27 protein-coding genes and 1 pseudogene are annotated in these 23390 nt (G+C 65.1%); 12 read left to right on the top strand and 16 right to left on the bottom strand.

All coding sequences use genetic code 11. From position 1 onward, the window contains the following. Positions 1–15: 15 nt before the first annotated feature. Complete coding sequence (locus tag VGV07_RS01445; RefSeq protein WP_326866907.1) at positions 16–375, top strand: endonuclease domain-containing protein; 360 nt, start codon at positions 16–18, stop codon at positions 373–375. Between the two features lie 85 nt (positions 376–460). Here VGV07_RS01445 and VGV07_RS01440 read toward each other — a convergent pair whose 3' ends face one another. Then, positions 461–1462 (bottom strand): adenosine kinase, encoded by a 1002-nt coding sequence (locus tag VGV07_RS01440; protein ID WP_326866906.1) that lies wholly within the window; start codon positions 1460–1462, stop codon positions 461–463. Between the two features lie 78 nt (positions 1463–1540). Then, a complete protein-coding gene (locus VGV07_RS01435; RefSeq protein ID WP_326866905.1) occupies positions 1541–2140 on the bottom strand; it encodes a TetR/AcrR family transcriptional regulator in 600 nt (199 codons plus the stop codon). 91 nt (positions 2141–2231) lie between these two features. Here VGV07_RS01435 and VGV07_RS01430 point away from each other — a divergent pair, with 91 nt between their 5' ends. Then, entirely contained in the window at positions 2232–2681 is a 450-nt protein-coding gene (locus VGV07_RS01430) for a DUF2214 family protein (protein WP_326866904.1), read from the top strand. A gap of 71 nt (positions 2682–2752) precedes the next feature. On the opposite strand, the gene nth is transcribed toward VGV07_RS01430, so the two are convergent. Continuing rightward, entirely contained in the window at positions 2753–3424 is a 672-nt protein-coding gene (nth, locus tag VGV07_RS01425; protein WP_326866903.1) for an endonuclease III, read from the bottom strand. A 39-nt stretch (positions 3425–3463) separates the two neighbouring features. On the opposite strand from nth, the gene VGV07_RS01420 reads away from it, so the two are divergent. Both VGV07_RS01420 and VGV07_RS01415 read left to right on the top strand, forming a co-directional pair. Further along, positions 3464–3943 (top strand): DUF2244 domain-containing protein, encoded by a 480-nt coding sequence (locus VGV07_RS01420; RefSeq protein WP_326866902.1) that lies wholly within the window; start codon positions 3464–3466, stop codon positions 3941–3943. 216 nt (positions 3944–4159) lie between these two features. After that, the gene (locus VGV07_RS01415) at positions 4160–5023 is read left to right on the top strand and encodes a methylated-DNA--[protein]-cysteine S-methyltransferase (protein ID WP_326866901.1); all 864 of its coding nucleotides are present in this window, start codon (positions 4160–4162) and stop codon (positions 5021–5023) included. A 154-nt stretch (positions 5024–5177) separates the two neighbouring features. Here the strand turns inward: VGV07_RS01415 and VGV07_RS01410 are convergent, their stop codons facing one another. The 3 genes from VGV07_RS01410 to pyrF are packed head-to-tail and all read right to left on the bottom strand — an operon-like array spanning position 5178 to position 7359. Continuing rightward, positions 5178–5792, bottom strand: coding sequence for a 2,3-bisphosphoglycerate-dependent phosphoglycerate mutase (locus VGV07_RS01410; protein WP_326866900.1), 615 nt, complete (start codon positions 5790–5792; stop codon positions 5178–5180). Positions 5793–5806: 14 nt separating this feature from the next. Next, complete coding sequence (gene dapB / locus VGV07_RS01405) at positions 5807–6613, bottom strand: 4-hydroxy-tetrahydrodipicolinate reductase (RefSeq protein ID WP_326866899.1); 807 nt, start codon at positions 6611–6613, stop codon at positions 5807–5809. Between the two features lie 47 nt (positions 6614–6660). Then, positions 6661–7359 (bottom strand): orotidine-5'-phosphate decarboxylase, encoded by a 699-nt coding sequence (gene pyrF, locus VGV07_RS01400; protein WP_326866898.1) that lies wholly within the window; start codon positions 7357–7359, stop codon positions 6661–6663. A 125-nt stretch (positions 7360–7484) separates the two neighbouring features. On the opposite strand from pyrF, the gene VGV07_RS01395 reads away from it, so the two are divergent. Continuing rightward, positions 7485–7937: a MarR family transcriptional regulator gene (locus VGV07_RS01395; protein ID WP_326866896.1), complete on the top strand. Its 453-nt coding sequence runs from the start codon at positions 7485–7487 to the stop codon at positions 7935–7937. Positions 7938–8129: 192 nt separating this feature from the next. Here VGV07_RS01395 and VGV07_RS01390 read toward each other — a convergent pair whose 3' ends face one another. The 6 genes from VGV07_RS01390 to VGV07_RS01365 all read right to left on the bottom strand — a co-directional run bounded on the left by VGV07_RS01390 (position 8130) and on the right by VGV07_RS01365 (position 14534). Continuing rightward, positions 8130–8738 carry a histidine phosphatase family protein gene (locus VGV07_RS01390; protein WP_326866895.1) on the bottom strand — a complete coding sequence of 203 codons (609 nt, stop codon included), beginning with the start codon at positions 8736–8738 and terminating at the stop codon, positions 8130–8132. 1 nt (position 8739) lies between these two features. After that, entirely contained in the window at positions 8740–9315 is a 576-nt protein-coding gene (locus tag VGV07_RS01385; protein ID WP_326866894.1) for an NAD(P)H-dependent oxidoreductase, read from the bottom strand. A 198-nt stretch (positions 9316–9513) separates the two neighbouring features. Further along, complete coding sequence (gene dnaJ / locus VGV07_RS01380) at positions 9514–10635, bottom strand: molecular chaperone DnaJ (RefSeq protein WP_326866893.1); 1122 nt, start codon at positions 10633–10635, stop codon at positions 9514–9516. 136 nt (positions 10636–10771) lie between these two features. Then, positions 10772–11797, bottom strand: a complete 1026-nt coding sequence (locus VGV07_RS01375) for an alpha/beta hydrolase (RefSeq protein ID WP_326866892.1) — start codon at positions 11795–11797, stop codon at positions 10772–10774. A gap of 237 nt (positions 11798–12034) precedes the next feature. Next, complete coding sequence (gene dnaK, locus VGV07_RS01370) at positions 12035–13942, bottom strand: molecular chaperone DnaK (protein ID WP_326866891.1); 1908 nt, start codon at positions 13940–13942, stop codon at positions 12035–12037. Positions 13943–14198: 256 nt separating this feature from the next. Further along, on the bottom strand, positions 14199–14534 hold the full coding sequence (locus tag VGV07_RS01365) for a hypothetical protein (RefSeq protein ID WP_326866890.1): 336 nt from the start codon (positions 14532–14534) through the stop codon (positions 14199–14201). A gap of 278 nt (positions 14535–14812) precedes the next feature. Here VGV07_RS01365 and VGV07_RS01360 point away from each other — a divergent pair, with 278 nt between their 5' ends. Genes VGV07_RS01360 through VGV07_RS01350 form a run of 3 tightly spaced genes read left to right on the top strand, consistent with a single transcriptional unit; the run spans position 14813 to position 16203 of the window. After that, a complete protein-coding gene (locus tag VGV07_RS01360) occupies positions 14813–15190 on the top strand; it encodes a hypothetical protein (RefSeq protein WP_326866889.1) in 378 nt (125 codons plus the stop codon). 16 nt (positions 15191–15206) lie between these two features. Continuing rightward, positions 15207–15839, top strand: a complete 633-nt coding sequence (pncA, locus tag VGV07_RS01355) for a bifunctional nicotinamidase/pyrazinamidase (protein WP_326866888.1) — start codon at positions 15207–15209, stop codon at positions 15837–15839. Between the two features lie 7 nt (positions 15840–15846). Continuing rightward, entirely contained in the window at positions 15847–16203 is a 357-nt protein-coding gene (locus tag VGV07_RS01350) for a hypothetical protein (protein ID WP_326866887.1), read from the top strand. A gap of 52 nt (positions 16204–16255) precedes the next feature. Here the strand turns inward: VGV07_RS01350 and VGV07_RS01345 are convergent, their stop codons facing one another. The 3 genes from VGV07_RS01345 to hrcA form a co-directional block, all read right to left on the bottom strand. After that, on the bottom strand, positions 16256–16999 hold the full coding sequence (locus VGV07_RS01345; RefSeq protein WP_326866886.1) for a class I SAM-dependent methyltransferase: 744 nt from the start codon (positions 16997–16999) through the stop codon (positions 16256–16258). A 76-nt stretch (positions 17000–17075) separates the two neighbouring features. After that, on the bottom strand, positions 17076–17696 hold the full coding sequence (gene grpE / locus VGV07_RS01340; RefSeq protein WP_326866885.1) for a nucleotide exchange factor GrpE: 621 nt from the start codon (positions 17694–17696) through the stop codon (positions 17076–17078). A 94-nt stretch (positions 17697–17790) separates the two neighbouring features. Further along, positions 17791–18876 (bottom strand): heat-inducible transcriptional repressor HrcA, encoded by a 1086-nt coding sequence (gene hrcA, locus VGV07_RS01335; protein WP_326866884.1) that lies wholly within the window; start codon positions 18874–18876, stop codon positions 17791–17793. 114 nt (positions 18877–18990) lie between these two features. On the opposite strand from hrcA, the gene rph reads away from it, so the two are divergent. From rph to hemW, 3 genes are read left to right on the top strand one after another with little or no spacing between them, the layout of a single operon-like run. Next, on the top strand, positions 18991–19704 hold the full coding sequence (rph, locus tag VGV07_RS01330; RefSeq protein WP_326866883.1) for a ribonuclease PH: 714 nt from the start codon (positions 18991–18993) through the stop codon (positions 19702–19704). A gap of 58 nt (positions 19705–19762) precedes the next feature. Further along, positions 19763–20431, top strand: a complete 669-nt coding sequence (locus VGV07_RS01325) for a non-canonical purine NTP pyrophosphatase (protein ID WP_326866881.1) — start codon at positions 19763–19765, stop codon at positions 20429–20431. Further along, positions 20421–21611, top strand: coding sequence for a radical SAM family heme chaperone HemW (gene hemW, locus VGV07_RS01320; protein ID WP_326866880.1), 1191 nt, complete (start codon positions 20421–20423; stop codon positions 21609–21611). Before VGV07_RS01325 ends, hemW begins: the two co-directional genes overlap by 11 nt. Positions 21612–21815: 204 nt before the next feature. Here the strand turns inward: hemW and VGV07_RS01315 are convergent, their stop codons facing one another. Continuing rightward, positions 21816–22793 (bottom strand): ribose-phosphate pyrophosphokinase, encoded by a 978-nt coding sequence (locus VGV07_RS01315; protein WP_326866879.1) that lies wholly within the window; start codon positions 22791–22793, stop codon positions 21816–21818. Positions 22794–22976: 183 nt separating this feature from the next. Between VGV07_RS01315 and VGV07_RS01310 the strand changes: the two are divergent. Further along, a pseudogene (locus tag VGV07_RS01310) lies at positions 22977–23390 on the top strand (adenine deaminase); the annotation flags it as partial.

Below are 23390 nucleotides of genomic sequence, written 5' to 3'. Positions count from 1 at the left end.
GGAGGGGGCGACCAAGTGCGCGGATCGATCGTCACGCTGAAGCGTGCCAAACGCTTGAGGCGAGAGATGACGCTGCCAGAGATCATTCTCTGGGGCGAGCTACGTCGCAGGCAGTTGGCAAAGCATTTTCGGCGCCAGCATCCGGCCGGTCCCTACATTCTGGATTTCTACTGCTCCAGCAGAAAGCTGGCCGTAGAGGTCGACGGCGCAGCGCATGACTTCGTGCAGCAGGCGCTGCACGACGAGCGGCGAGACGCCTGGCTTAACGAGCAGGGGATACGAGTGCTGCGGTTCAGTGCTGCCGACGTGCTGGATGATCGTTCGATCGAAGCGGTGCTGATCATGATCGGCCTGGCCCTGTCGGAGGTGGAGTAGCCTGTTCGTTTGGCCGCCCCCTCCACCACGCTGCGCGTGGTCCCCCTCCCCCGCTACGCGGTGGAGGACCAAGGAGAGATCGCGCCTAAATCCCGATGCTCTTCTCAGCCGCCAGCGCCTTGAGATCCGCCACCGGCCGGGCGCCGATATGCGAGATCACCTCGCTGGCGGCGAGGCACCCCGCCTGCAGTGCGGTGCGGAAGTCGCGTTCCCGCGCGATCGCCAGCAGGAATCCCGAGGCGAACAGGTCGCCGGCGCCGGTGACGTCGACCACCTCTTTCACCGCGTAAGCGGGGACGGTGATGATCTCGCCCTGGTGCACCACCATCGCGCCCTCGGCACCCATGGTGATGGCGGCCAGCTCCGCGTCCTTGGCGATTGCCTGCACGGCGCCGTGGAGGTCCGTCTGGTACAGCGACTTCAGCTCTTCGACATTTCCAAACACGATGTCCATGGTCTTCGACCGGATCAGGTCGAGGAACTCGTCGCGGTAGCGGTTGACGCAGAACGGATCGGAGAGTGTGAACGAGGCGGCGCGTTCGTGCTTGTGCGCGTAGTGCGCCGCCATCACGAAGGCCTTCTTGGCCTCGGTCGGGTCCCACAGGAACCCTTCCATGTAGGTGACCGTGGCGCCGCCGATCTCGTCTTCCTTGATGTCGGCGGTAGTCAGCTGGTGGCAGGCGCCCAGATAGGTGTTCATTGTCCGCTCGCCATCCGAGGACAGCAGGATCATCGAGCGGGCGGTCGCCGGGCCATCGGCGAGGCGCGACACGCCGTAGTGCACGCCGATGCGTTCGAGGTCGTCGGCGAACACGTCGCCCAGCTCGTCGTCGGCCACCTTGCCGACGAACGAGGCGCGGCCCCCGAGCGAGGCGACGCCGGCCGCTGTATTGGCCGAGCTGCCACCGGAGATCTGGCGCTTCTCCGCCGGCATCCGCTCATAGAGGTAGGCTGAGCGTTCGGCATCGACCAGATGCATGATGCCTTCCGACAGGCCTTCGCGTTCGAGGAAGCCGGGATCGATGGGAGCTATGACGTCGACGATGGCGTTGCCGATGGTGAGAACGTCGAACCGGGCCTCGGCCATCGGCGATCCTTCAATGAATGGGGGAAAAATGAGCCGCGCCGGGAATAAATGAGATTGCGCTCCCATGCAACGCCAACCTCAGGCGGGGTGCGGCTTGCCGAAGCGTTGCGCGTGCCGGCGGGTCAACGCTCGGATCAGCGGCTCGGCATTGGCGGCGGAAACCCCGAGCAACTGCTCGTCGAGCAGCAGCATCGAGAGCCCGTGAACGAAGGCCCAGGCGCTGATCGCTGCTTCGCCGGGGGAGTCGGGATCCGCCTTCGCCGCCGCCACCGCCAGGCTTTCATAGGCGGCATCGGCGGCGCGACGTAAATCCTTGTCCTCGAACCTGCCAAGCTCGGATGAGAACATCAGTCGATAGAGCCGCGGGTAGCGCAGGGCGAACTGCACATAGGCCTCGGCCATGGCCCCCAGTTGGTCCTCTGCTGCCACCCCCTCCTTGGCGCCGTCGACCGTTTCACGGAACAGCGCGAACCCGGCTGCCGCCACCGCCTGGATCAGCGCCTGCTTGTCGCGGAAATGCCGATAGGGCGCCGCGGCCGAGACGCCGACCCGGCGCGCCAGTTCACGCATTCCCAGCGCTTCGGTGCCACCCTCGATCAGCAGTTCCAGCGCCGTTTCCACCAGCGCCCGGCGCAGGTCGCCATGATGATAGCGGTCGGATGGTTCAGATGTTGACATTGCTCACATGCGGGATTATCTGGATGAGAACAGTGTTAACATGCTGCCTCCCACTGGTCGAGGCACATTCCGCCAGCCCAGGAGCGACATGATGACCGACCTGATCCTCGCCATTGCCCACCACCTTGCCGTTTTCACCCTGGTGGCGATCTTCGCCGCCGAGTTCGTGCTGTTGCGGCCGGGCATCGAAGGCAAGCGCCTCGGCCAGCTCGCTTCGCTCGACCGCGCCTACGGCGGGATGGCGATGCTGGTCATCGTCGTCGGCATCCTCAGGGTCACCTTCGGCTCTGCCGGTTGGGAGTACTATGTCGGCAACTGGGTGTTCTGGGCCAAGATGATCGCCTTCCTCGGCGTGGGGCTTGCCTCGATCGCGCCGACGGTGGCGGTCCTGCGCTGGGTGAAGGCGGCCAAAGCCGATGCGGGGTTTACGCCTGCCGCAGCGGAAGTCTCCAGCGCCCGCCGCTTTCTCTATCTGCAGGCTGTGCTGCTGGTGTTCATCCCGAGCTTTGCCGCCGCCATGGCGCGCGGCTATGGGGTGTAACGGGTCTCAACACTATCAGTCGGTGCCTTCTCCCCTTGCGGGAGAAGGCCCGGCTGCCGGGGGGGTCCGCTTCAGGTCCCCTTCGGCGGCGGCGTCTTCGGCTCGAACCGGCACCACTCGGAAATGATGCAGCGCCAGCAATCGGGTTTGCGCGCCTTGCAGATATATCGCCCGTGCAGGATCAGCCAGTGGTGCGCGTGCAGCAGGTACTGGTCCGGCACGATCTTCAGTAGCCCGGTCTCGACCTCGAGCGGCGTCTTGCCCGGCGCCAGCCCGGTGCGGTTGGCAACCCGGAACAGGTGCGTGTCGACCGCGATGGTCGGCTGCCTGAAGGCGATGTTGAGCACCACGTTCGCCGTCTTCCGCCCGACGCCCGGCAGGCTCTCCAGCGCCTCGCGATCTTCAGGCACCTTGGAATCGAACCTTTCGATCAGCTGCTGGCTCAGCGCAAAGACGTTCTTGGCCTTGTTGCGGAACAGCCCGATGGTCTTGATCTTGTCCTCGATCTCGGCGACGCCGAGCCCCACCATCTTCTCCGGCGTGTCCGCCAGCTGGAACAACAGCTTGGTCGCCTTGTTCACTCCGGCATCGGTCGCCTGTGCCGAAAGCACCACGGCAACCAGGAGCGTGAAAGGGTTGACGTAGTCGAGTTCGCCCTTCGGTTCGGGCTCGGCTGCCGCAAAAGCGCCGAAAATGGCTTCGACATCTGCTTTCGGCAGTCGCTTCACTTTTTGCTGCGCCATTTCCGTCATCCTGATTCTGAGCCTATAGTGATGCCCAAGATGACGACCCAAACGCAAGCGAGGCCGCTGTTCGCGGCAAAGCTGACGCCCCATCGATCGCTGGGACGCAAGGGTTTTCGCGTCGTTATCGTTCTGCTGGCGCTGCTTGCCACCATCCCCGGCATCATTTTCTTTTCGATGGGCGCCTGGCCGATCGTCGGTTTCCTCGGCCTCGATATTGCGCTGATCTGGTGGGCGATGCGTTCGAGCCAGCGCGACGGCAAGCGCTACGAGGAAGTAACGCTGTGGCCCGACCAACTCGAACTGAAGCAGGTCGACGGCACCGGCAAGGAGACGCTGAGCCGCTTCAACCCGTATTTCGTCAAGCTGGTGGTCGACCGCGATTACAATGAGCGCACGGTGGCTCTGCATTTGCGCACCCGCGACCGTGACATCGTGCTCGGCCAGTTTCTCAACCAGGACGAGAAGTCGAGTTTTGCCAAAGCCTTCGGCACCGCCCTGAAGCGGGCGCGGGTTTGATCGTCTGGCCAGTTTAGGACTCAGCGCCTCCACCCCACCGGTGTCATCCCTGCGCAAGCAGGGACCCAACGCTCAGCCAGCACCAGTGGAAAGATGGGTCCCTGCTTGCGCAGGGATGACATCGAGTATTTGGAGGTGCCATGCCTCTGAATACCCCTGTCCCACCGTCAAAACCGGGTCGCAACGGCGGCTCGGCGCGCCTATCTTCCGCTCATCATGAGCAAGCACGAAACCATCATCGCCAACTCGGACTACGAGACCGTCCAGGCCGCCATCGCTTATCTCAGCGAGACGCTGCCCGACGAAACCGATCTGCCGCGCTTTGCCCGCGCCCTCGGGCTGACCGAGCGGCAGCTCACCGATCTGTTCCGCCGCTGGTGCGGCCTGAGCCCCAAGAGCTTCGCCCAGGCCGTGGCGCTCAATCACGCCAAAAAGCTCCTGGCCGATCAGCAGAGCGTGCTCGACACCACCTATGAGGTGGGCCTCTCCTCGACCTCGCGGCTGCACGATCTGTTCGTCACCCATGAAGCCATGCCGCCCGGCGCCTTTCGCGCCCGCGGCGAAGGTCTCGAGATGGTCTGGGGCGCTGCTCCCTCGCCGTTCGGCACCGCGGTGCTGACCATGACCGAGTATGGGCTGAGCGGCATCGGCTTCGCCGACGAGAATATGTCGATCGAGGAAGCTTTCGACGATCTGGCCAACCGCTGGCCCAATGCCAGCTATCGGCGCGACGACAAGGCAGTGGCGCCGGTCGCCGCCCGGGTGTTCGACCCCAACCGCTGGGATCCCGAGCAGCCGGTGCGCGTCGTCCTGATCGGCACCGATTTCGAGGTGCAGGTCTGGGAGACGCTGCTGAAGATCCCGGTCGGCAAGGCCACCACCTACCAGAAGGTCGCCAATCATATCGGCCGACCGACCGCAGCCCGCGCCGTCGGGGCCGCGGTGGGCAAGAACCCGATCAGCTTCGTGGTGCCGTGCCACCGCGTGGTGGGCACCAGCGGCGCGCTGACCGGCTACCACTGGGGCGTGCCGCGCAAGCGGGCGATCCTTGGCTGGGAGTCGGGAGTGGTGGGAGCTTAAGGCTGACTGGAGCAGACGGCCCCTCCCAGCCTCCCCCATCAAGGGGGAGGTGAAGAACAGAGGCTCTGTCTTCGATCGTGCCAAGCACACTGGCAGGGCACCTCCCCCTTCATGGGGGAGGATGGGAGGGGGCCGTCTCTATCGGCTCCGCCGCCTAGATCGCCACCTTCTCCGCCAGCTTTCCATCGGCGCCGATCTTGTAGATCACCGGCTCACCGGTGCCGATTTCGCGCTTCAGGATCTCATCGGGCGTCAGGTTCTCGATCGCCATGACGATCGAGCGCAGCGAATTGCCATGCGCCGCGACCAGCACGGTCTTGCCGGCCTTGAGGAGCGGCACGATCTCGGCCTCGTAATAGGGCAGGGTGCGAGCCGCCGTGTCCTTGAGGCTCTCGCCGCCCGGCGGCGGCACGTCGAACGACCGGCGCCAGATCAGCACCTGTTCTTCGCCCCACTTGGCCCGCGCATCATCCTTGTTGAGACCGCTGAGGTCGCCGTAGTCGCGCTCGTTGAGCAGTTTCGACCGGGTGATCGTCACCTCGGTGATCCCGAGTTCTTCCAGGATCAGGTCGAGCGTGTGCTGGGCCCGACGCAGTGCCGAGGTGAAGTAGACGTCGGGCGTATAGCCGGCCGCCTTCAGCGTCTTGCCGGTGTGGCGGGCTTCGCCGACCCCCTGCTCGGTAAGGTCGGGGTTGCGCCAGCCGGTGAACAGGTTCTTGAGGTTCCAGTCGCTCTGGCCATGGCGAACGAGGATCAGCGTTCCGGTCATCTGAGATACCCTTGTCAGTTGAAGCCGAGCACGTCGGCCATGGAGTAAAGACCCGGCTGCTGGCCGCGGGCCCAAAGCGCCGCGCGCACCGCACCGTCGGCGAACAACGCCCGGTTGTCGGCGATGTGGTTGAGCTCGATCCGCTCGCTCGGCCCTGCGAGAATTACCCGGTGCTCGCCGATGACGTTGCCGCCGCGCAGCGTCGCAAAGCCGATACTGCCTGCCTCGCGCGGCCCGGTATGGCCGTCGCGCACCCGCACCGAGTGGCTCTTCAGGTCGACGTTGCGGCCGCGCGCCGCCGCCTCGCCGAGCATCAGCGCCGTGCCCGAGGGGGCGTCGACTTTCTTGTTGTGGTGCATCTCAAGAATCTCGATGTCGAAGCCCGGCAGCGCCGCGGCTGCCTGCTTCACCAGCCCCAGCAGCAGGTTTACGCCAAGCGAGAAGTTACCGGATTTGACGATGCGCGCTGCCGCTGCCGCTTCGCGGATCGCCGCGTCGTCCGCCTCGCTGCAGCCGGTGGTGCCGATGATGTGGACGAGCCCTCGCTTCGCCGCCTCCCGCGCCAGCGCCACGGAGTTGACGGGCGCAGTGAAATCGATGATCGCATCGGCACCCGCGAGCGCGGCCGCGACATCGTCGGTGATCGCGACACCAAGCGCCTCGATCCCAGCCAGTTCGCCCGCGTCCTTGCCGATGCCCGGCGTACCGGTGCGATCCAACGCGGAAATAACGGTAATGCCCGGGTTTGCGGCAATGGCACGGATGTTTGCCGCGCCCATCTTGCCGCCTGCGCCAGCGATGGCGACCTTGAGATCAGACATGCCTGCTCCTAACCCGAACCCCGTCGCCTATAGCCCAGCCGGCGCGGTCATGCCAGCCGGGTGCCGCCCGCCATCTCGGCGAGGATCGCCTGTGCGGCGCTCACCGGATCGGCCGCGGCGGTAATCGGCCGGCCGACCACCAGGTGCGAGGCGCCGGCGGCGAGCGCTTCGGCGGGACCAGTCACCCGTTTCTGGTCGCCATGTGCGCTACCCGCCGGCCGGATCCCCGGGGTGACGATGGCAAGGTTCGGCCCGACGATCGAGCGGACCATCTCGGCCTCGTGTGGTGAGCTGACCAGCCCGCCGATGCCAGCGTCGCGAGCCTGTTGCGCCCTGAGCGCGACGAGCCCGGCGGTGTCGCGGGCAAAGCCGGCCTCGGCGAGGTCGGCATCGTCCATCGAGGTCAGCACAGATACGCCCAGTACGCAGAGCTCCGATCCGGCCGCGCCGCGCACCGCCGCGCGCATGCACTGTGGATAGGCGTGCACGGTGACCATGGTGGCGCCGGTTCTGGCGATCGCCGCGACGCCCTTTTCGACCGTGTTGTCGATATCCAGCATCTTGAGATCGAAGAATACCCGCTTGCCGGCGTTGAGCAGCGCTTTGCCCAGGTTGAGGCCGTCGCCGCCATAGAACAGCTGGTAGCCGATCTTGTAGAAATCGACTGCATCGCCGAGTTGCGTGATCAAGCGTTCCGCCTCGTCTCGAGTGTCGAGATCGAGCGCGACGATCAGGGTGCCTGCCATCAGATGTCTCCGGATTTTCCGGTCAGTGCCATAGCGGAGCGAATCGGGCAAGCAAAAATGCCCGCTTGCGCGTGATGCTATGCCGCCATAGCGTCCACGCAACACGATGGAATCATAGATCAATCATGCAGCAGCAGGCGCTTTCCGCCATTGTCGCCTGGGTGCGGCTCGAGCGTGCCACCGAGGCTTTCCATGCCGACCTGAAGAAGCGTTTCGGCATCACTGGGCTGCAGCTCGCCGTGCTGCGTATCTGCGCCGAAAGGCCGCAGCTACCGCTCGCCGCATTGCGCAAGGCGCTGGTGATGCACCCAGCAACGCTCGGCCAATCGATCGACGAGCTGCGCCGCATGGACCTCGTCACGGTAAAGACCGATCCGCGGGATCGCCGTGCGCGGCTGGTCGGGCTGACCGAGGCGGGGACCGAACTGTTGTCGCGGGCGCCGCTGGCCGGCCCGACTCGCTTGCGTGAGATCGACCACGAGGTGGCACGGCTCGACCGGCTGAAGCTGGCGCTCGAGGATGCAGTGGAGCTGTTCGGATTAGGGGAGTGGGCGCCGGGCCGGAAGGACGGCGCCTAGGCGCTTCGGAAACACCGGCGGTGCCCACTGCGTCCCCTCGCCCCTCTCTGGGGAGAGGGTCAGGGTGAGGGGCAGCCAAGCACACCGGCAAATCAGTGGTCCCCATCAGACAGCGGACTGCAGCGCACTTGGGGCCCCTCACCCCGGCCCTCTCCCCAGAGGGGCGAGGGGGCGCTGTGGCGCAGCCGACGTCTAGAGCCCCTCGATCCTCGCCGGCAGATCCTCCATCGCGATCCAGTCGGTCAGCAATTTGCGATCACTTAGCCGCACCACGAAGACATTGCCGCCGCCCGGGTTGCCGATGCGGCGCTGGTCCTCGGATCGTGCGATCATCCGCCCGCCGAGATGGCACTTCAGCAGTGTCCCGACGGCGCCATGGCCGGTAAAGCCGATCGGCTTGGTCGCATCGTGCCCATCCAGCACCTCATTGAACCCATTAACCACCCGCCGCTGCGCGTCGCGTGCCGTCTCCCAGCCTTCCACCGACTCATCGGGACGGGCGAACAGCGCATCGGCCAGTGCCTCGAAGCGCGCCGTGGGAACAAAACCGGTACTCCGACGGTCGTTCTCATCGAACTTATCCCCGCTGTCCACAGGGGCTTTGCACCGCGTCGCAAGAATGGCCGCCAGCTCGAGTGCCTTGGTTTCCGTGCTCGAAACGAGGCGCGTCAGGTCATTCACCAGTGGGTGGTTCGCAAAACGTTCTGCGCGCTGGCGACCGAGCGCGGACAGCCCCCAGCGCGGTGTCGCCACATTGGGGTCGATCACCACTTCCGGGTGGGTGACGTAGAGCGCATACATCTCAGATGCCGCCGCGCGAGAAATGCGTCAGCTCGCGCACCATCTGGCCGACCTTCCACTTGATGTTGCCTTCGTTCGGCGCGCCGTCCTCATCCAGCACATCGGGGTAGGGGCCCAGCCCAAGCAGCGTCGGCACCACCAGGGCGCCGATCTTGCTCAGCGAGTCGCGCAGATGCGACAGCGCGAAGATCGTCGCATACTTGCCGTCGCTCATCCCGCCGATGCCGAACACCGCATGCTTGAACGGGTTCGGCTTCTCGCGGCTGACCCAGGAGACGAGGTTGGCGATCAGCGGCGTCACCCCGCCATTGTATTCGGGGCTGATGATCAGCACGATATCGTGCTCGCGGAACATCTGCGCCAGGCGTTTGGCTGCCTCGGGCGTCTCGCCGGCATCCTCGATATCCTGGTTGAAGATCGGCATCTCGAACTCGCGGAGGTCGAGATCGGTGACGACAACGCCGGCTTCGCGCAGCTTCGCCGACATGTGGCGGCGCAATGGCTCATTGATCGAGTCCTTACGCAGCGAACCACAGATGGTAATGGCAGTCTTGGGGGGAGGGGCTTCGATGGTCATGCGCTAGAGCTAGCCGATCTGGCGCTGCGCCGCAAAGGCCCCCTTACCCGCCGCTTCGCAGCGACCTCTCCCCCAGAGGGAGAGGTGAAGCTGTGGCATGATCGTGCCCCACGACCACCTCTCCCTGGGGGGAGAGGTCGGCCCGCAGGGCCGGGTGAGGGGGCCTTTATGCCGCGTATCTCACCTCAGTCGACCGCCCTAGTTCTCGAACAGGCTCTTCAATTTGGCGAAGAAGCCCTCACTGGTCGGAGAATTTTCCCGCGTCGACTCGCGTTCGAACTCCTCGAGCAGCTCGCGCTGGCGTTTGCTGAGGCTCTGCGGCGTCTCGACGTCGAGCTGCACGTAAAGATCGCCAAAATCCTTGGAGCGCAGCACCGGCATGCCCTTGCCCTTGAGCCGGACCCGTTGGCCGGGCTGGGTGCCGGACGAGACCTTCACCCGGGCCCGGGCCGCGTCCAGCGTCGGCACTTCGAATTCGCCGCCCAGAGCCGCGGTGGTCATAGCGATCGGCACGCGGGCGTAAAGGTCGGCGCCGTCGCGCTGGAACAGGTCGTGCGGCTTGATCGAGATGAAGATGTAGAGGTCGCCCGGCGGTCCGCCGCGCAGCCCCGCCTCACCCTCATTGGCGAGCCGGATGCGGGTACCGTCCTCGATGCCCTTGGGGATATCGACACTGAGCGTGCGGTTCTGCTGCCGGCGGCCCTGGCCACCGCAATCGGTGCAGGGCTGCTCGAGGATCTGGCCACGGCCATTGCAGATCGGGCAGGTGCGTTCGATGGTGAAGAAGCCCTGCGCCGCGCGCACCTTGCCCTGGCCATTGCAGTGGCGGCAGGTCGACATGCCGGTGCCCGGCTTGGCGCCCGAGCCTTCGCAGGTATCGCAGGTGGCGAGCGTCGGCACGTCGATGTCGACGGTGCGGCCGGCAAATGCCTCTTCGAGACTGATTTCGAGATTGTAGCGCAGATCCGAGCCGCGCAGCCGGGACTGGCCACCGCGGCCGCGGCCGCCCATGAAGTCGCCGAAGATATCCTCGAAGATATCGGACATCGACGAGGTGAACTCTGGCCCGAACCCGGCCGGCCCGCGTCCGCCATTCTCGAACGCAGCATGGCCGAAGCGGTCGTAGGCGGCCCGCTTCTGCGGGTCCTTCAGCGTGTCGTAGGCCTCGCTGATTTCCTTGAACTTATGTTCCGCCTCGGTATTGCCCGGATTGCGGTCCGGATGGAACTGCATCGCAAGCTTGCGGTAGGCGCCTTTCAGCACCGCTTCGTCGGCGCCCTTGGGCACCCCGAGCACTTCATAAAAATCGCGTTTCGCCAATCGGCCTTGTCCTTGGTTGCCTGCGCCCCGCATCAGGCATTCGGCCTAGATAAGTACTCTGATGCCCGACGGCAACACTATCGAGGCCAAGCTGTCGACGTACGTGCCCGGTGTGACTTTTCCACCAGAGGTCGGGTCAGGCGCCGAACGCCGCCGCAAGGTTCCGGCCGAGCTGGCCCTGCGCGAACATCGCCTTGTTGACGATGCGATAGAGCCCGAAGAAGCCGTGCGTCACGCCCTCGTAGGTTGTCATGTCGACCCAGACGCCGGAACGGCGCATCGCATCGGCCAGTGCCTCGCCCTCCGAGCGCAGCGGATCGGCATCGGCGAGAATGATCGTCGCCGGCGGCAGTCCGGCGAGGTCGGTGCGCCCGGCAATGTTCATCCGGGCGTCGTGCGCCTCGTCCTTCTTGCGGAACAGCTTGCGCGCCGCCCATTCGAGCGTCGCGGTGGAGTAGGGGAAAGTATGGGCGTGCTGGATGTGCGACGGCAGGTCGAACAGCATCGCCGCCATCGGCGTCACCAGACCCAGATGGATCGGCAGCGGTTTATCTTCGGCCCGCGCCCTGAGCGCGATGTTGACGGCCAGGTTGCCGCCCGAGCCCTCGCCGACAATCGCCGCGCGCCTGGCATCGCCGCCAAGGGATTCGGCATGTTCGAGCAACCAGTTCCATGCCGCGTAGGCGTCCTCGTGCGCGGCCGGGAAGCGGTGTTCGGGTGCCTGCCGGTAATGCGCCGAAACCACCACTGCGCCGGTGCGCGCGGCAATGGCGCGCGGCGTCGCGTCGTAGTTGTCGACATCGCCCAGCACGAACCCACCGCCATGCAGGAACAGCACCATCGGCCTCAGGCCCATGACGATATCGTTCTGCGGCACATAGATGCGAGCGCGGATCTCATCGGTGGGGCCGGGGATCAGCCGCATCTCCATGCCGACGCCCATGTCGTCGACCTGGTCGCGCAGGATCCGGCGCAGCGCCATGTCGAGGGTGGGCAGCGCACGCGCTTCGGGCGAGCGGCACTCGTCGATGCGCTTGCCGCCCATCGACTGCAGCACGTTGAGTACGTGGCGCATGTCGGCGTCGAGCCGCTCTTCAGGCGCGGCATCCGCTGCATGGAGATCGCCGTTTTCGGCGAACCTCCGCACCTCAACCGATGACATTGATAGTCCTTTCGAAGTCCGCCCTCAGCATCCGTTCCCCGGCCCTGGGTTTCGGCTGCTGCCTCTAGGCGCCCTGCTGCTGACAGTTGGCGCCACCTTCAGCCCGCCCAACATCGGCGGCGGATGTGAAAACAGTTGGGCCGACCTGCGGCAAGATTGCGGACAAATGGCCCTGATTCACGTGAAACGAAAAGGGCCCGGCGACTGCCAGGCCCTTCTCAAAGTTAGTTTTGTGGATCAGGCCGACCGCTTGTCGTCCTTGACCTCTTCGAACTCGGCGTCGACCACATCGTCGTCGGCCGGCTGTTCGCCGCCTTCGGCCTTGGCCTCGGCTTCCGCCTGGCTCTGCTTGTACATCGCCTCGCCCAGCTTCATCGAAGCTTCGGCCAGCGTCGCGGATTTCTCCTTGATCGCGTCGGCGTCGTCGCCTTCGAGCACGCCCTTGAGGTCGGCGATCGCCGTTTCGATGGCGGCCTTCTCTTCGGCCGTGACCTTGTCGCCGTAGTCCTTCAGCGACTTCTCGGTCGAGTGGATCAGCGATTCGCCCTGGTTCTTGGCTTCCACCGCTTCACGCTTCTTCTTGTCGGCGTCGGCGTTCTGTTCGGCTTCCTTGACCATCCGTTCGATATCGGCGTCCGACAGCCCGCCCGAGGCCTGGATGCGGATCTGCTGCTCCTTGCCGGTGCCCTTGTCCTTGGCCGAGACGTTGACGATGCCGTTGGCGTCGATGTCGAAAGTGACTTCGATCTGCGGCACGCCACGCGGCGCCGGGGGGATGCCGGCGAGGTCGAAATTGCCGAGCAGCTTGTTGTTGGCAGCCATCTCGCGTTCGCCCTGGAACACGCGGATGGTCACCGCGTTCTGGTTGTCCTCGGCGGTCGAGAAGGTCTGGCTCTTCTTGGTCGGAATGGTCGTGTTCCGATCGATGAGTCGGGTGAACACGCCACCCAGCGTCTCGATGCCCAGCGACAGCGGGGTCACGTCGAGCAGCAGCACGTCCTTGACGTCGCCCTGCAGCACACCGGCCTGGATGGCGGCGCCCATGGCAACGACCTCGTCAGGGTTCACACCCTTGTGCGGTTCCTTGCCGAAGAACTGCTTCACCGTCTCGATGACCTTGGGCATGCGGGTCATGCCGCCGACCAGCACCACTTCGTCGATCTGCGCGGCCGAAACGCCGGCATCCTTCAGCGCCTGCCGGCACGGCTCGACGGTCTTCTGGATCAGGTCGTCGACGAGGCTCTCGAGCTTGGCGCGGGTGAGCTTCAGCGTCAGGTGCTTGGGACCAGACGCATCGGCGGTGATGAAGGGCAGGTTGATCTCGGTCTGGGTCGAGCTCGAGAGTTCGATCTTGGCCTTCTCAGCCGCTTCCTTCAGGCGCTGCAGTGCGAGCTTGTCGCTCCTGAGGTCGATGCCCTGATCCTTCTTGAACTCGGCCGCCAGGTAATCGACCAGACGCATGTCGAAGTCTTCGCCGCCGAGGAAGGTGTCGCCGTTGGTCGACTTCACCTCGAACACGCCGTCGCCGATCTCCAGAACGGAAATATCGAAGGTACCGCCGCCCAGGTCATAGACCGCGATGGTGCCGGTGTTCTTCTTGTCGAGTCCGTAGGCAAGCGCTGCCGCCGTCGGCTCGTTGATGATGCGGAGCACTTCCAGCCCGGCGATCTTGCCGGCATCCTTGGTGGCCTGCCGCTGCGAATCGTTGAAGTACGCCGGCACGGTGATCACCGCCTGCGTGACGTTCTCACCGAGATACGACTCGGCGGTTTCCTTCATCTTGGTCAGGATCATCGCCGAGACTTCCGAGGGAGAATACTTCTTGCTCTCGACCTCGACCCAGGCATCGCCGTTGTCGGCGTTGACGATCTTGAAGGGCACCAGGCCCTTGTCCTTTTCGACCATCGGGTCGTTGTAGCGCCGACCGATCAGGCGCTTCACGGCGAACAGCGTGCCTTCCGGGTTGGTGACCGCCTGGCGCTTGGCCGGCTGCCCGACGAGGCGCTCGCCGTCCTTGGTGAAGGCAACCATGGAGGGCGTGGTGCGTGCGCCTTCCGCGTTCTCGATGACCTTCGGCGTCGAACCGTCCATGACGGCAACGCAGCTATTGGTCGTACCGAGGTCGATTCCGATGACTTTACCCATACTTACTGCCTCTTTCCTGGCGAACCCGGATGAAACCCCATCCGGCAGTTCCTGATCCCTCGCGGGTGTCCGGGTTCCCGTGTTGAAATTGACCCGTGACCGGGCCTTGAGCGCTATATAGGAGGGGGTTTTTGGGGGTGCAAGCGCAGTCCGGGCACAAAGTCCCGGCTTTTGGCGGGAACTGACCCAGATCGGTCGGCTTTTCGTGCCCGGTGTACAGAAACGTACCGCAACGGGCGCAGCAATCCGATTGCCGTCAGGTCGCGTCGCTCAGTGTGTATTCACCTAGTTCGCACAGGTCGACTGCCGGTTCGATGAACTCGGAATCGTCCTCGAGCACGAATTTCATGTCATAGACACAGCGCTCGCGGCCGTCGCCGATGGTGACCTCGACATAGTTGCCGGCCGGCAGGTACTTGTCGGCGAACACGTCCTCTTCCCAGGTGTCGACATCGGCCGGCGAGGTGAACAGGCTCTTCACCGCATAGGACGAATTGTTGGTCAGGGTGAAGGTCAGGTCTTCCGCCAGCGCCGCGCCCGGCAGCACCACCAGCAGCAGGGCGGCAGCCCCGCTCAGCATCGTCAGTTTCAACATAGCCCCCAGAAAGCGGGATCGGTACGCGCAGGAAAGCTTTCGGCTCGACCCCGCGATCACCGAAACCCTGGCGCACGGGATGCTGGCGCCGGCTTTCGCTTAGCATTTTAGTTCATTATGCCTCAAAGGCCGGCTATCGCCTTGGTTAGAGAAACCTCACCAGCCGCTTCTGGGGGGCGCGGCGCGCCGACCCGGCTTGTCGTTGCCGCCCCGGTTATGGTCTAAGAAGCGCTCGTTGCCGGCTTGGGGACACGACTATCTTGGGGAACGCGACTATGCTGAGGTTCCTTCTCATCGTCCCGGTCTGTGCGGCCCTGACCCTGCTGCCGCGCGCGGCCCTGGCCCAGGAAGTGCCGGCCGAAGCGCAGATGGACATGTGGTGCGGCACCGCCTTCGAGCTGATGACCCGCGACGCACCGGCCGATGCCACGCCCGAAAAACTTGCTTCCGCCAAGGTCTATGCCGATGGCGGGGCGTTGCTGCTGCAGCGTGCCATCCCGATCTACCTTGAAGCCGGCTACACCGACGAAGCGCTGGCCGACTATCGTAGTGACCTCGAAGACTCCATCGGTCGCGTCGTCAACGGTTCCGGCAGGGCCAGCGACAGCGCCGCCTATTCATTTCAGGATTGTTCGGCCCTCATCGGCCAATGAGATAGATAAGACCCGCATGGCCCTCACGCCCCGTTCCGACGACCTCTTCCTCGTGGTCGACCTGCAGTATGATTTCCTTCCGGGCGGCAAGCTTGCCGTTGCCGGTGGCGACGAGATCATCATCCCGATCAACCGGCTCGGCCGCCGCTTCGAAAACGTCGCCATGACCCAGGATTGGCACCCGGGCGGCCACATCTCGTTCGCCTCGAGCCACGCCGGCGCCAAGCCCTTCGAGATCATGGAGCTGCCCTATGGCCCGCAGGTGCTGTGGCCCGACCACTGCGTCTGGGACACCCACGGCGCCGAATTCTCTACCGATATCGAGCTGCCGCATACCCAGTTGGTGATCCGCAAGGGTTATCACGAGGTGGTCGATTCCTATTCCGGCTTCCAGGAGGCCGACCGCAAGACCAAGACCGGGCTCGAAGGCTACCTGCGTGAGCGCAAGTTCAAGCGGCTGTTCATCGCTGGCCTTGCCACCGATTTCTGCGTCAACTGGACGGCAGTCGATTCGGCCAATGCGGGCTTTGAGACCTACGTGATCGAGGACGCCTGCCGCGCCATCGACACCTCGGGGTCGCTGGCCCAGGCCTGGGCCGATATGAACGCCGCCGGGGTCAAGCGGATCCTCGCCGGGGAAATCGCCTGAGGAAGACATGCTGCGGGTTGCTGCGCTGAAAGGATTGCTGATCGGGCTGCTGGCCCTGCCGGCTGCGGCGGGCGAGCCCTCGGCCGCCGCCGATCGGCTGCTCTGGTGCGGCAGCGCCTTCTACTGGCTCTCGACCGACGCCTATGATTCCGGCAACGACGCCGAAGGCGACCAGTATGGCGCCTGGTCCGACGATCTCGCCAGCCGCGCCGATATGATGCTGGAAGCCGAAGGCAACGACGACGCGGCGATCACCGCGTTGCGCGATGCTTATGACAGCCGCGTCGTCGCCGAGATGGGCAAGCCCGGCGCCAAGTACGACGTGACCAGCTGCCCGGACCTGGTGGTTTCGTCGGCGAACTAGCGCTTTGTCACCTCTCCCCCGAGGGAGAGGGGACGACAGGGGCGCCGCCGGGTTAAGCGACCATGCACAGACACACCTGCCGGTGGCTCGCCGCCGTCAGCGGCCCGCGCTCGAAATCGCCGAACCGCTCGATCAGCCGCAACCCGCCTGCCTCCAGCAGCAGCGGCAGTTCCTGCGGAAAAATCTGCCGCAACTCCAGCGGGGTGTGCCGGAAATCGCGACGCTCGGCGGTCGACCAGTACCAGTCGGTGCGCATCACCTGGCTGATCGGATCGTAGCTGATCGTTTCCTCGATCGTGACCTCGCCCAGCTTCGGATGCGCAAACACCCCCAGCAACTCGCGCTGGTCGGCTGGCAGGCTGAGCAGCCGTGGGCTCGGCACGAACACGTCGAAGACCAGCCGGCCGCCCGGAGCCAGGTGCTGGCGGATGGTCGAGAAGGCCCGGTCGAGATCGGCTCGGCGCGTGAGGTGCATCAGCGAGTTGGCGGCGATGACGATGGCGTCGAAATGCCGGCCGAGGACGAAGTCGCGCATGTCGAGTTGCACGAAATCGGCCGACACACCGCGGTCCGCCGTGGCGGCGCGAGCCCGCGCCAGCATGGTCTCGCTGAGGTCGCCGCCCACCACCAGCGCGCCGCTCTCCGCCAACGGCACGGTGAAGCGGCCCGAGCCGCAGGCGAGGTCCAGCACCCGTCGTCCCGGTCCACCTGCCGCTTCGACATAGAAGCGCGCCATCGTCGCGTCCGGTGGTGAAACCAGATCGTAGAGCTCGGCATCGTCGTACAGGCTGTCCATGGGGCTCCTCCTCCGCGACCGGGCAACAAAAAGGGCGCCGGAGCGCCCTTTGAAAAACTCACCGATCTCGGTGAAATCAGACGCTCTTGTCGATCGTGCCTTCGGCCGGGGCGCCGTTGGCGCCGCCGCCCTTGGCGACGCCGACCATGGCCGGACGCAGCACCCGGTCGCCGATGGCAAAGCCCGCCTGCACCACCTGCACCACCGTGCCTTCCGGCCGCGACGGATCAGGAACCTCGAACATCGCCTGGTGCTTGTGCGGGTCGAACTTCTGGCCTTCCGCCTCGATCGGCTTGACGCCGTGCTTGGCCAGCAAACGCTGCATCTCGCGCTCGGTCATCTCGATGCCCTCGATCAGCGATCTGATGGTCGCGTCCGAGCTGTCGCGCGCCTCGGCCGGCAGCACCATCAGGGCGCGGCTCAGCGAATCGGTGGCGGTCAGCATGTCGCGGGCAAAGCCGGCAATGGCATAGGACCGGGTATCGGCGATCTCGCGCTCGGTGCGTTTGCGCAGGTTTTCCATCTCGGCGATGGTGCGCAGCAATTTGTCGCGCATGTCCTGGTTCTCGGCCTTGAGGGCCTCGATCGGATCCGGCGTCGCCGCCGGCTCGGACGTTTTCTGCTCAGTGGTGCCCGTGGTCTCGGTCGCGGTGGGAGCGGCCTTGTCGTCCTCGGGCTTGTTCGTATCGTCGTTCATTGGGACCTTGGATTTTGTCGCATCGCGTTTGCCCCGCATATCGGCCAATGAGCGATAAGATTCAAGCCTCGGAAAGGTTCCGCGCCGCTTCGCCTCAGGCTTTGCGGGCCATCATCGCCGAGACGACATTGGCAGTGTAATCGACCACCGGCACGATGCGGGCGTAGTTGAGCCGGGTCGGGCCGATGACCCCGAGCACCCCGACCACCTTCTGGTTGGCATCCTTGTAGGGGCTGAGGATCACCGACGAGCCCGACAGCGAGAACAGCTTGTTCTCCGAGCCGATGAAGATCTTCACCCCTTGCGCCGTCTCGGTATCGCCGAGCAGCTCGATCAGCCCGTCGCGGCTTTCGAGCTCGTCGAACAGCTGCCGCACCCGGCTCAGCTCCTCCGACGCCATGGTGTCGTTGATGAGGTTTGCCCGGCCGCGCACGATCACAGTTGGGGGTGAGGCGCTGCCCGAGCCGGAAAGCGTCGCGAGCCCCGCGTCCACCAGCTTTCGGGTCAGCTCGTCGAGCTCATGCACCGTGGCCTCGCGCTGCGTCTGCAAGGCCTTGCGCGTCTCGTTGAGCGTCTTGCCCACGGCGAAATGCGCCAGGTAGTTCGAGGCCTGGGTCAGGGCGCTCGCCGTCAGCCCCGGTGGCAGCGGTAGTACCCGGTTCTCCACCGAGCCATCCTCGCCCACCAGCACCACCATGGCGCGCTCGGCATCGAGCCGGATGAACTCGATATGCTTCAGCACCAGGTCGGATTTCTGCGCGATCACCACGCCGGCGCCGTGGCTGAGCCCGCTCAGCAACTGGCTGGCCTCGGTCAACAGATCTTCGACCTGGCCATGCACTGCCGGTCCGTGGATCTGCTTGGCGATCGCGGCCTTTTCGTCTTCGTTGACCGCACCGATTTCCAGCATGGCGTCGACGAAGAAGCGCAGCCCCTGCTGCGTCGGCAGCCGGCCGGCCGAGGTATGGGGCGAGGCGATCAGCCCCAGGTCTTCGAGGTCGGCCATCACATTGCGGACCGAAGCGGGGCTCAGTCCGACGCTCAGCATGCGCGCCAGATCGCGTGAGGCCACCGGCGTGCCAGTATCGAGATAGCGCTCTACCAGCTTGCGGAAGATGTCCTGGCTGCGTGCGTTGAGCACCGCGAGCACGTCTTCGGGAGCTTTTGTGCGATCTGCCATATTCACCATTTAGGCGGAAAGGCCTGTGCCGCCAAGTTGCCGCTGCTTGTTCGAGGGGGCGGTCAGGGTTAAGAGGCGGTTAACAGCATTTCCAAGAACGAGTGATTTGACCATATGCGGCCCTCCGGACGCCAGCCAGACCAGATGCGGGCCGTAACGCTCGAACGTAACGTCGCCCCCAAGGCCGAAGGCAGCTGCCTCGTCACCTTCGGTTCGACCAAGGTGTTCGTTACCGCCTCGGTCGAAACCACGCTTCCCTCCTGGCGCCGCAGCTCCGGCATGGGCTGGGTGACGGCCGAATACGGCATGCTGCCCCGCGCCACTGGTTCGCGCACCAAGCGCGAAGCGGCGCAAGGCAAGCAGTCGGGCCGCACCCAGGAAATCCAGCGCCTGATCGGCCGCTCGCTCCGCGCCGTGGTCGATATGCAGGCCCTGGGCGAGAACCAGATCACGCTCGATTGCGACGTGCTGGAGGCTGACGGCGGTACCCGCACCGCCTCGATCACCGGCGCCTATGTGGCGCTGGCCGATGCGATCAAGTGGCTCGAGGCCCGCGGTCTCACCAAAGGCCCGGTGCTGCGCGATTCGGTCGCGGCCATTTCCTGCGGCATCTACCGCGGCACCCCGGTGCTCGACCTCGACTATCTCGAGGATGTCGAGGCCCATACCGATGCCAATTTCGTCATGACCGGCACCGGCAAGTTCGTCGAAATCCAGGGCACTGCCGAACAGGTGCCATTCAGCCGCGACGAGCTCGATAGCCTGATGCGGCTGGCCGAGCAGGGCATTGGTGAATTGACCACCATGCAGCAGGCGGCATTGGCATGACCCTGAAAAGTGGCGACGGTTTTCGGATGAAGGTCATGCCGCAAGGAAAGACCGGCTGATGGCAGGCAAGCTCACATTGCGGCGCGGCGACCGGCTGGTGCTGGCGACCCACAATGCGGGCAAGCTCGCCGAGTTCAAGGAACTCCTGGCGCCATTCGGCCTCGACCTGGTCTCGGCCGGCGAGCTCGGCCTGCCCGAGCCGGAAGAGACGGGCACCGCCTTCGTCGAGAATGCCCGCATCAAGGCGCATGCCGCTGCGGTGGCTGCCAACAATATCGCGCTGGCCGATGATTCCGGCCTCTCGGTCAATGCCATCGGTGGCAAACCGGGCGTCTACACCGCCGACTGGGCTGGGTCCTCGGCGCATGGCGGGCGCGACTATATGGTCGGCATGCGCCGGGTCGAGGATGCCTTGCAGGCGGTCGGCGCCATTACCCCGGGCGAACGCCGCGGCAGTTTCAATGCCACGCTCTGCCTTGCCCATCCCGATGGGCGCGAGGTGATCTACGAGGGCAAGGCCGAGGGCACGCTGGTGTGGCCGCCGCGCGGCGACAAGGGCTTTGGCTTCGATCCGGTGTTCATGCCCGACGGCTACGACATCACCTTCGGCGAGATGCCGTCGGAGGCCAAGCACTCCTGGGCCCCGGGCAAGGTGGGCCTGAGCCACCGGGCGCGCGCCTTCGCCAAATTCGTCGATGATGCATTGGGAGGCGGCGTTGAGCACTGAAACGTTCGGTCACAACTCCGTCGACCCCCGCTCCAACGGCCTGTTCGGCATTTACGTCCATTGGCCGTTCTGCGCTGCCAAATGCCCGTACTGCGATTTCAACTCGCACGTGCACCGCGGCGAGTTCGATGAAGCGACCTATGTCGAATCCTATGCCGCCGAGCTGGCGCATTTCGCCAAGCAGACGCCGGGCCGCACCGTGCAGTCGATCTTCTTCGGCGGCGGCACCCCGTCGCTGATGGATCCGCGCTCGGTTGAGGGCATTCTCGACGCAATTGCCAAGCACTGGGTCATCGATCCGCGTGCCGAGATCACCCTCGAAGCCAATCCGACCTCGGTCGAGGCCGAGCGCTTCCGCGGCTATCGCTCAGCCGGCGTCAACCGCGTGTCGCTCGGCGTGCAGTCGCTGCGCGAGGGCCCGCTGGCCGAACTCGGCCGTCGTCATACGGTGGACGAGGCCATCGCCGCGGTGCGGCTGGCGCAGTCGATCTTTCCGCGCTCGAGCTTCGACCTGATCTATTCGCGGCCGCGCCAGACGCTGGACGAATGGCAGGACGAGCTGACCGAGGCGCTGTGGCTGGCCGAAGCCGGGCACGTCTCGCTCTATCAGCTCACCATCGAGATGGGCACGCGCTATTACGACCTGTTCCGCGCCGGCAAGCTGAAGATGCCGGACGAGGACCTGAGCGCCGATTTCTACGAGATGACGCAGGAACTGACCCAGCAGGCGGGCCTGCCGGCCTACGAGATTTCGAACCACGCCCGTCCCGGCCAGGAGAGCCGCCACAACCTGATCTATTGGCGCTATGGCGAGTATGTCGGCGTCGGCCCCGGCGCCCACGGCAGGCTGCTGATCAACAACCAGCGCCACGCCACGGCGACCGAGAAGATGCCGTTCGACTGGCAGAAGCGCGTGCAGGCGCGCGGCCACGGCATGGTCACCGACGACATCCTGACCTGGGAAGAAGAAGGCGACGAACTGCTGGTGATGGGACTGCGGCTGCGCGAGGGCATCGACCCGCGCCGCTTCCACAAAATCTCCGGCCGCGCCATTTCCGAGCGCCAGATCAACGAGCTGCGCTCTATCGGCTTCGTCGAGACGCTCCCCAACGGCTTTATTCGGGTCACCGACAAAGGCTGGCCGGTGCTGGATGCAGTGGTCGCGGATCTCGCAGCATAGATCGGATTCTTGTCCGACCGCCCGGCGTGGGCAATTGGTCACCAAAAGCGTCATCAAACTCGATGTCATCCCTGCGAAAGCAGGGACCCATCCATCCACCTGCGCGGGCTGTGAGCTGGGTCCCTGCTTTCGCAGGGATGACACCGGTGGGGAGGAGCGCTTTGGGTCAGGCCCGCCGGAAGGGTGGCTGACTTCCCGGGCGCTCTAAGCCCGTAGTCGCGTCACTGTCGGCGCCGATTGCTCGGCGTGGAACAGCGTGCTCACCGACTCGCCGCTGTTGATCCGGCGCATCGCCTCGGCCAGCGCCGGGGCGATCGACAGTACTGCCAGCTTGGGGTGGCGGCGGGCCTCGGCGATCGGCAGCGTATCGGTGCAGACGATCTCCAGCACATCCGGCTCGGCCGCCAGCCGGGCGATCGCATCGTTGGCGAAGATGCCGTGCGTGCAGGCGATGCGCACCGAGCGGGCGCCGTGCTGCCTGAGCTGCCGCAATAGCTCGATCATCGAGCCGCCATTGGCGATTTCGTCGTCGAGCACGATCACATCGCGTCCCTCGACCTCGCCGATGATCGCGGTGATCCTCACTTCGGTGTCGCTGATTCGCTCCTTGGCGCCCGCCGCCACCGGCACGCCGAGGCGTTTGGCGAAGGCCGCCGCATTCTTGGCGTTTCCGAGGTCCGGCGACACCACCACGGCGTTTGCTGTGTCGTAGCGCCCGAAATAGTCGGCCAACTCGCCCAGCGCATGCAGGTGATCGACCGGTACGCTGAAGAACCCGTGCACCTGCGGCGAGTGCAGCGTCATGGTCAGCACCCGGTTGGCGCCGGCGGTCTGCAAGAGGTCGGCGACCATGCGGCCGCCGATCGAGATGCGCGGCGCATCCTTCTTGTCGGAGCGGGCATAGGCATAATGCGGGATGACTGCGGTGATGCGGGCCGCCGAAGCGCCGCGCGCCGCGTCGAGCATCAGCAGCAGTTCGACCAGGTGGTCCTGCACCGGCGCACTCAGCGTCTGGATCAGGAACACATCCTGCTCGCGGCAATTGGCCTGCAGTTGCACTTCGATGCAGTCATTGGAAAAGCGCTTCACCCGGGTGGGCAGCAGCGGCACGCCGAGCTCGGCGCAGATCTTTGCCGCGAGGTCGGGATGAGAGCTACCACTGAAGATGGCAATCTGGCTCATCGCGGCTGTCCTCGCTGCGTGGGATCGAGGCCGGCAGCTTATGGCAAAATGCGTTATCGCGAGCAAGCGTTGGCGCTGAACAGAGATTGCTCACCGCCTTGCTGCCGTCCCTAGGTTGCAGCGCATTGCACTCCCGCTCGTAAACCGCTTTACTAAAGCGTTGCACATCCCCGGAACGCGCCGATGCACCTGCCCGACGACCTGATCCTCAACGCCGAGGACGAAGTTTCCATTCGCCAGCATCTGACGCTGGTGGCGCTTGCCAAACGTCCGGCGGACCTGGTGATCGAGGTCGGCAGGCTGCTCTCGGTCCACTCGCGGCATTGGCTGGAGGACCAGGAAATCGTCGTCTCCGGCCGGCGCATCGCCTTCGTTGGCCCGCGCGGCAGCTACAAGGGCGAAGTGCAGGCGCGGGTGAGTTACCCGAACCTCAGCGCCGTGCCGGGCTTCGGCGAAGTGCACAAGCACATCGAATCGACCCACATCACCCCCGAGTTCGAGGCGGCCCTGGTGCTGCCGCGCGGCAATACCTGGACCTGCGAGGCGAGCCACGAGTTCGCCAACGTCAACGGCCCCAAGAACCAGGAGTTCTGGCAG

This window comes from Devosia sp. (genome assembly GCF_035944845.1).
GTDB lineage: Bacteria > Pseudomonadota > Alphaproteobacteria > Rhizobiales > Devosiaceae > Devosia_A.
Note: the sequence above shows the minus strand (reverse complement) of the source record. Positions and strands in the feature narration are given on the sequence as shown.

What these genes read in the sequence shown, in the direction of transcription:
- VGV07_RS01440 (WP_326866906.1), bottom strand. Translation starts at nt 1,462, where the DNA reads ATGGCCGAGGCCCGGTTCGACGTTCTCACCATCGGCAACGCCATCGTC.
- VGV07_RS01435 (WP_326866905.1), bottom strand. Translation starts at nt 2,140, where the DNA reads ATGTCAACATCTGAACCATCCGACCGCTATCATCATGGCGACCTGCGC.
- VGV07_RS01430 (WP_326866904.1), top strand. Translation starts at nt 2,232, where the DNA reads ATGACCGACCTGATCCTCGCCATTGCCCACCACCTTGCCGTTTTCACC.
- nth (WP_326866903.1), bottom strand. Translation starts at nt 3,424, where the DNA reads ATGGCGCAGCAAAAAGTGAAGCGACTGCCGAAAGCAGATGTCGAAGCC.
- VGV07_RS01420 (WP_326866902.1), top strand. Translation starts at nt 3,464, where the DNA reads ATGACGACCCAAACGCAAGCGAGGCCGCTGTTCGCGGCAAAGCTGACG.
- VGV07_RS01415 (WP_326866901.1), top strand. Translation starts at nt 4,160, where the DNA reads ATGAGCAAGCACGAAACCATCATCGCCAACTCGGACTACGAGACCGTC.
- VGV07_RS01410 (WP_326866900.1), bottom strand. Translation starts at nt 5,792, where the DNA reads ATGACCGGAACGCTGATCCTCGTTCGCCATGGCCAGAGCGACTGGAAC.
- dapB (WP_326866899.1), bottom strand. Translation starts at nt 6,613, where the DNA reads ATGTCTGATCTCAAGGTCGCCATCGCTGGCGCAGGCGGCAAGATGGGC.
- pyrF (WP_326866898.1), bottom strand. Translation starts at nt 7,359, where the DNA reads ATGGCAGGCACCCTGATCGTCGCGCTCGATCTCGACACTCGAGACGAG.
- VGV07_RS01395 (WP_326866896.1), top strand. Translation starts at nt 7,485, where the DNA reads ATGCAGCAGCAGGCGCTTTCCGCCATTGTCGCCTGGGTGCGGCTCGAG.
- VGV07_RS01390 (WP_326866895.1), bottom strand. Translation starts at nt 8,738, where the DNA reads ATGTATGCGCTCTACGTCACCCACCCGGAAGTGGTGATCGACCCCAAT.
- VGV07_RS01385 (WP_326866894.1), bottom strand. Translation starts at nt 9,315, where the DNA reads ATGACCATCGAAGCCCCTCCCCCCAAGACTGCCATTACCATCTGTGGT.
- VGV07_RS01375 (WP_326866892.1), bottom strand. Translation starts at nt 11,797, where the DNA reads ATGTCATCGGTTGAGGTGCGGAGGTTCGCCGAAAACGGCGATCTCCAT.
- dnaK (WP_326866891.1), bottom strand. Translation starts at nt 13,942, where the DNA reads ATGGGTAAAGTCATCGGAATCGACCTCGGTACGACCAATAGCTGCGTT.
- VGV07_RS01360 (WP_326866889.1), top strand. Translation starts at nt 14,813, where the DNA reads ATGCTGAGGTTCCTTCTCATCGTCCCGGTCTGTGCGGCCCTGACCCTG.
- pncA (WP_326866888.1), top strand. Translation starts at nt 15,207, where the DNA reads ATGGCCCTCACGCCCCGTTCCGACGACCTCTTCCTCGTGGTCGACCTG.
- VGV07_RS01350 (WP_326866887.1), top strand. Translation starts at nt 15,847, where the DNA reads ATGCTGCGGGTTGCTGCGCTGAAAGGATTGCTGATCGGGCTGCTGGCC.
- VGV07_RS01345 (WP_326866886.1), bottom strand. Translation starts at nt 16,999, where the DNA reads ATGGACAGCCTGTACGACGATGCCGAGCTCTACGATCTGGTTTCACCA.
- grpE (WP_326866885.1), bottom strand. Translation starts at nt 17,696, where the DNA reads ATGAACGACGATACGAACAAGCCCGAGGACGACAAGGCCGCTCCCACC.
- hrcA (WP_326866884.1), bottom strand. Translation starts at nt 18,876, where the DNA reads ATGGCAGATCGCACAAAAGCTCCCGAAGACGTGCTCGCGGTGCTCAAC.
- rph (WP_326866883.1), top strand. Translation starts at nt 18,991, where the DNA reads ATGCGGCCCTCCGGACGCCAGCCAGACCAGATGCGGGCCGTAACGCTC.
- VGV07_RS01325 (WP_326866881.1), top strand. Translation starts at nt 19,763, where the DNA reads ATGGCAGGCAAGCTCACATTGCGGCGCGGCGACCGGCTGGTGCTGGCG.
- VGV07_RS01315 (WP_326866879.1), bottom strand. Translation starts at nt 22,793, where the DNA reads ATGAGCCAGATTGCCATCTTCAGTGGTAGCTCTCATCCCGACCTCGCG.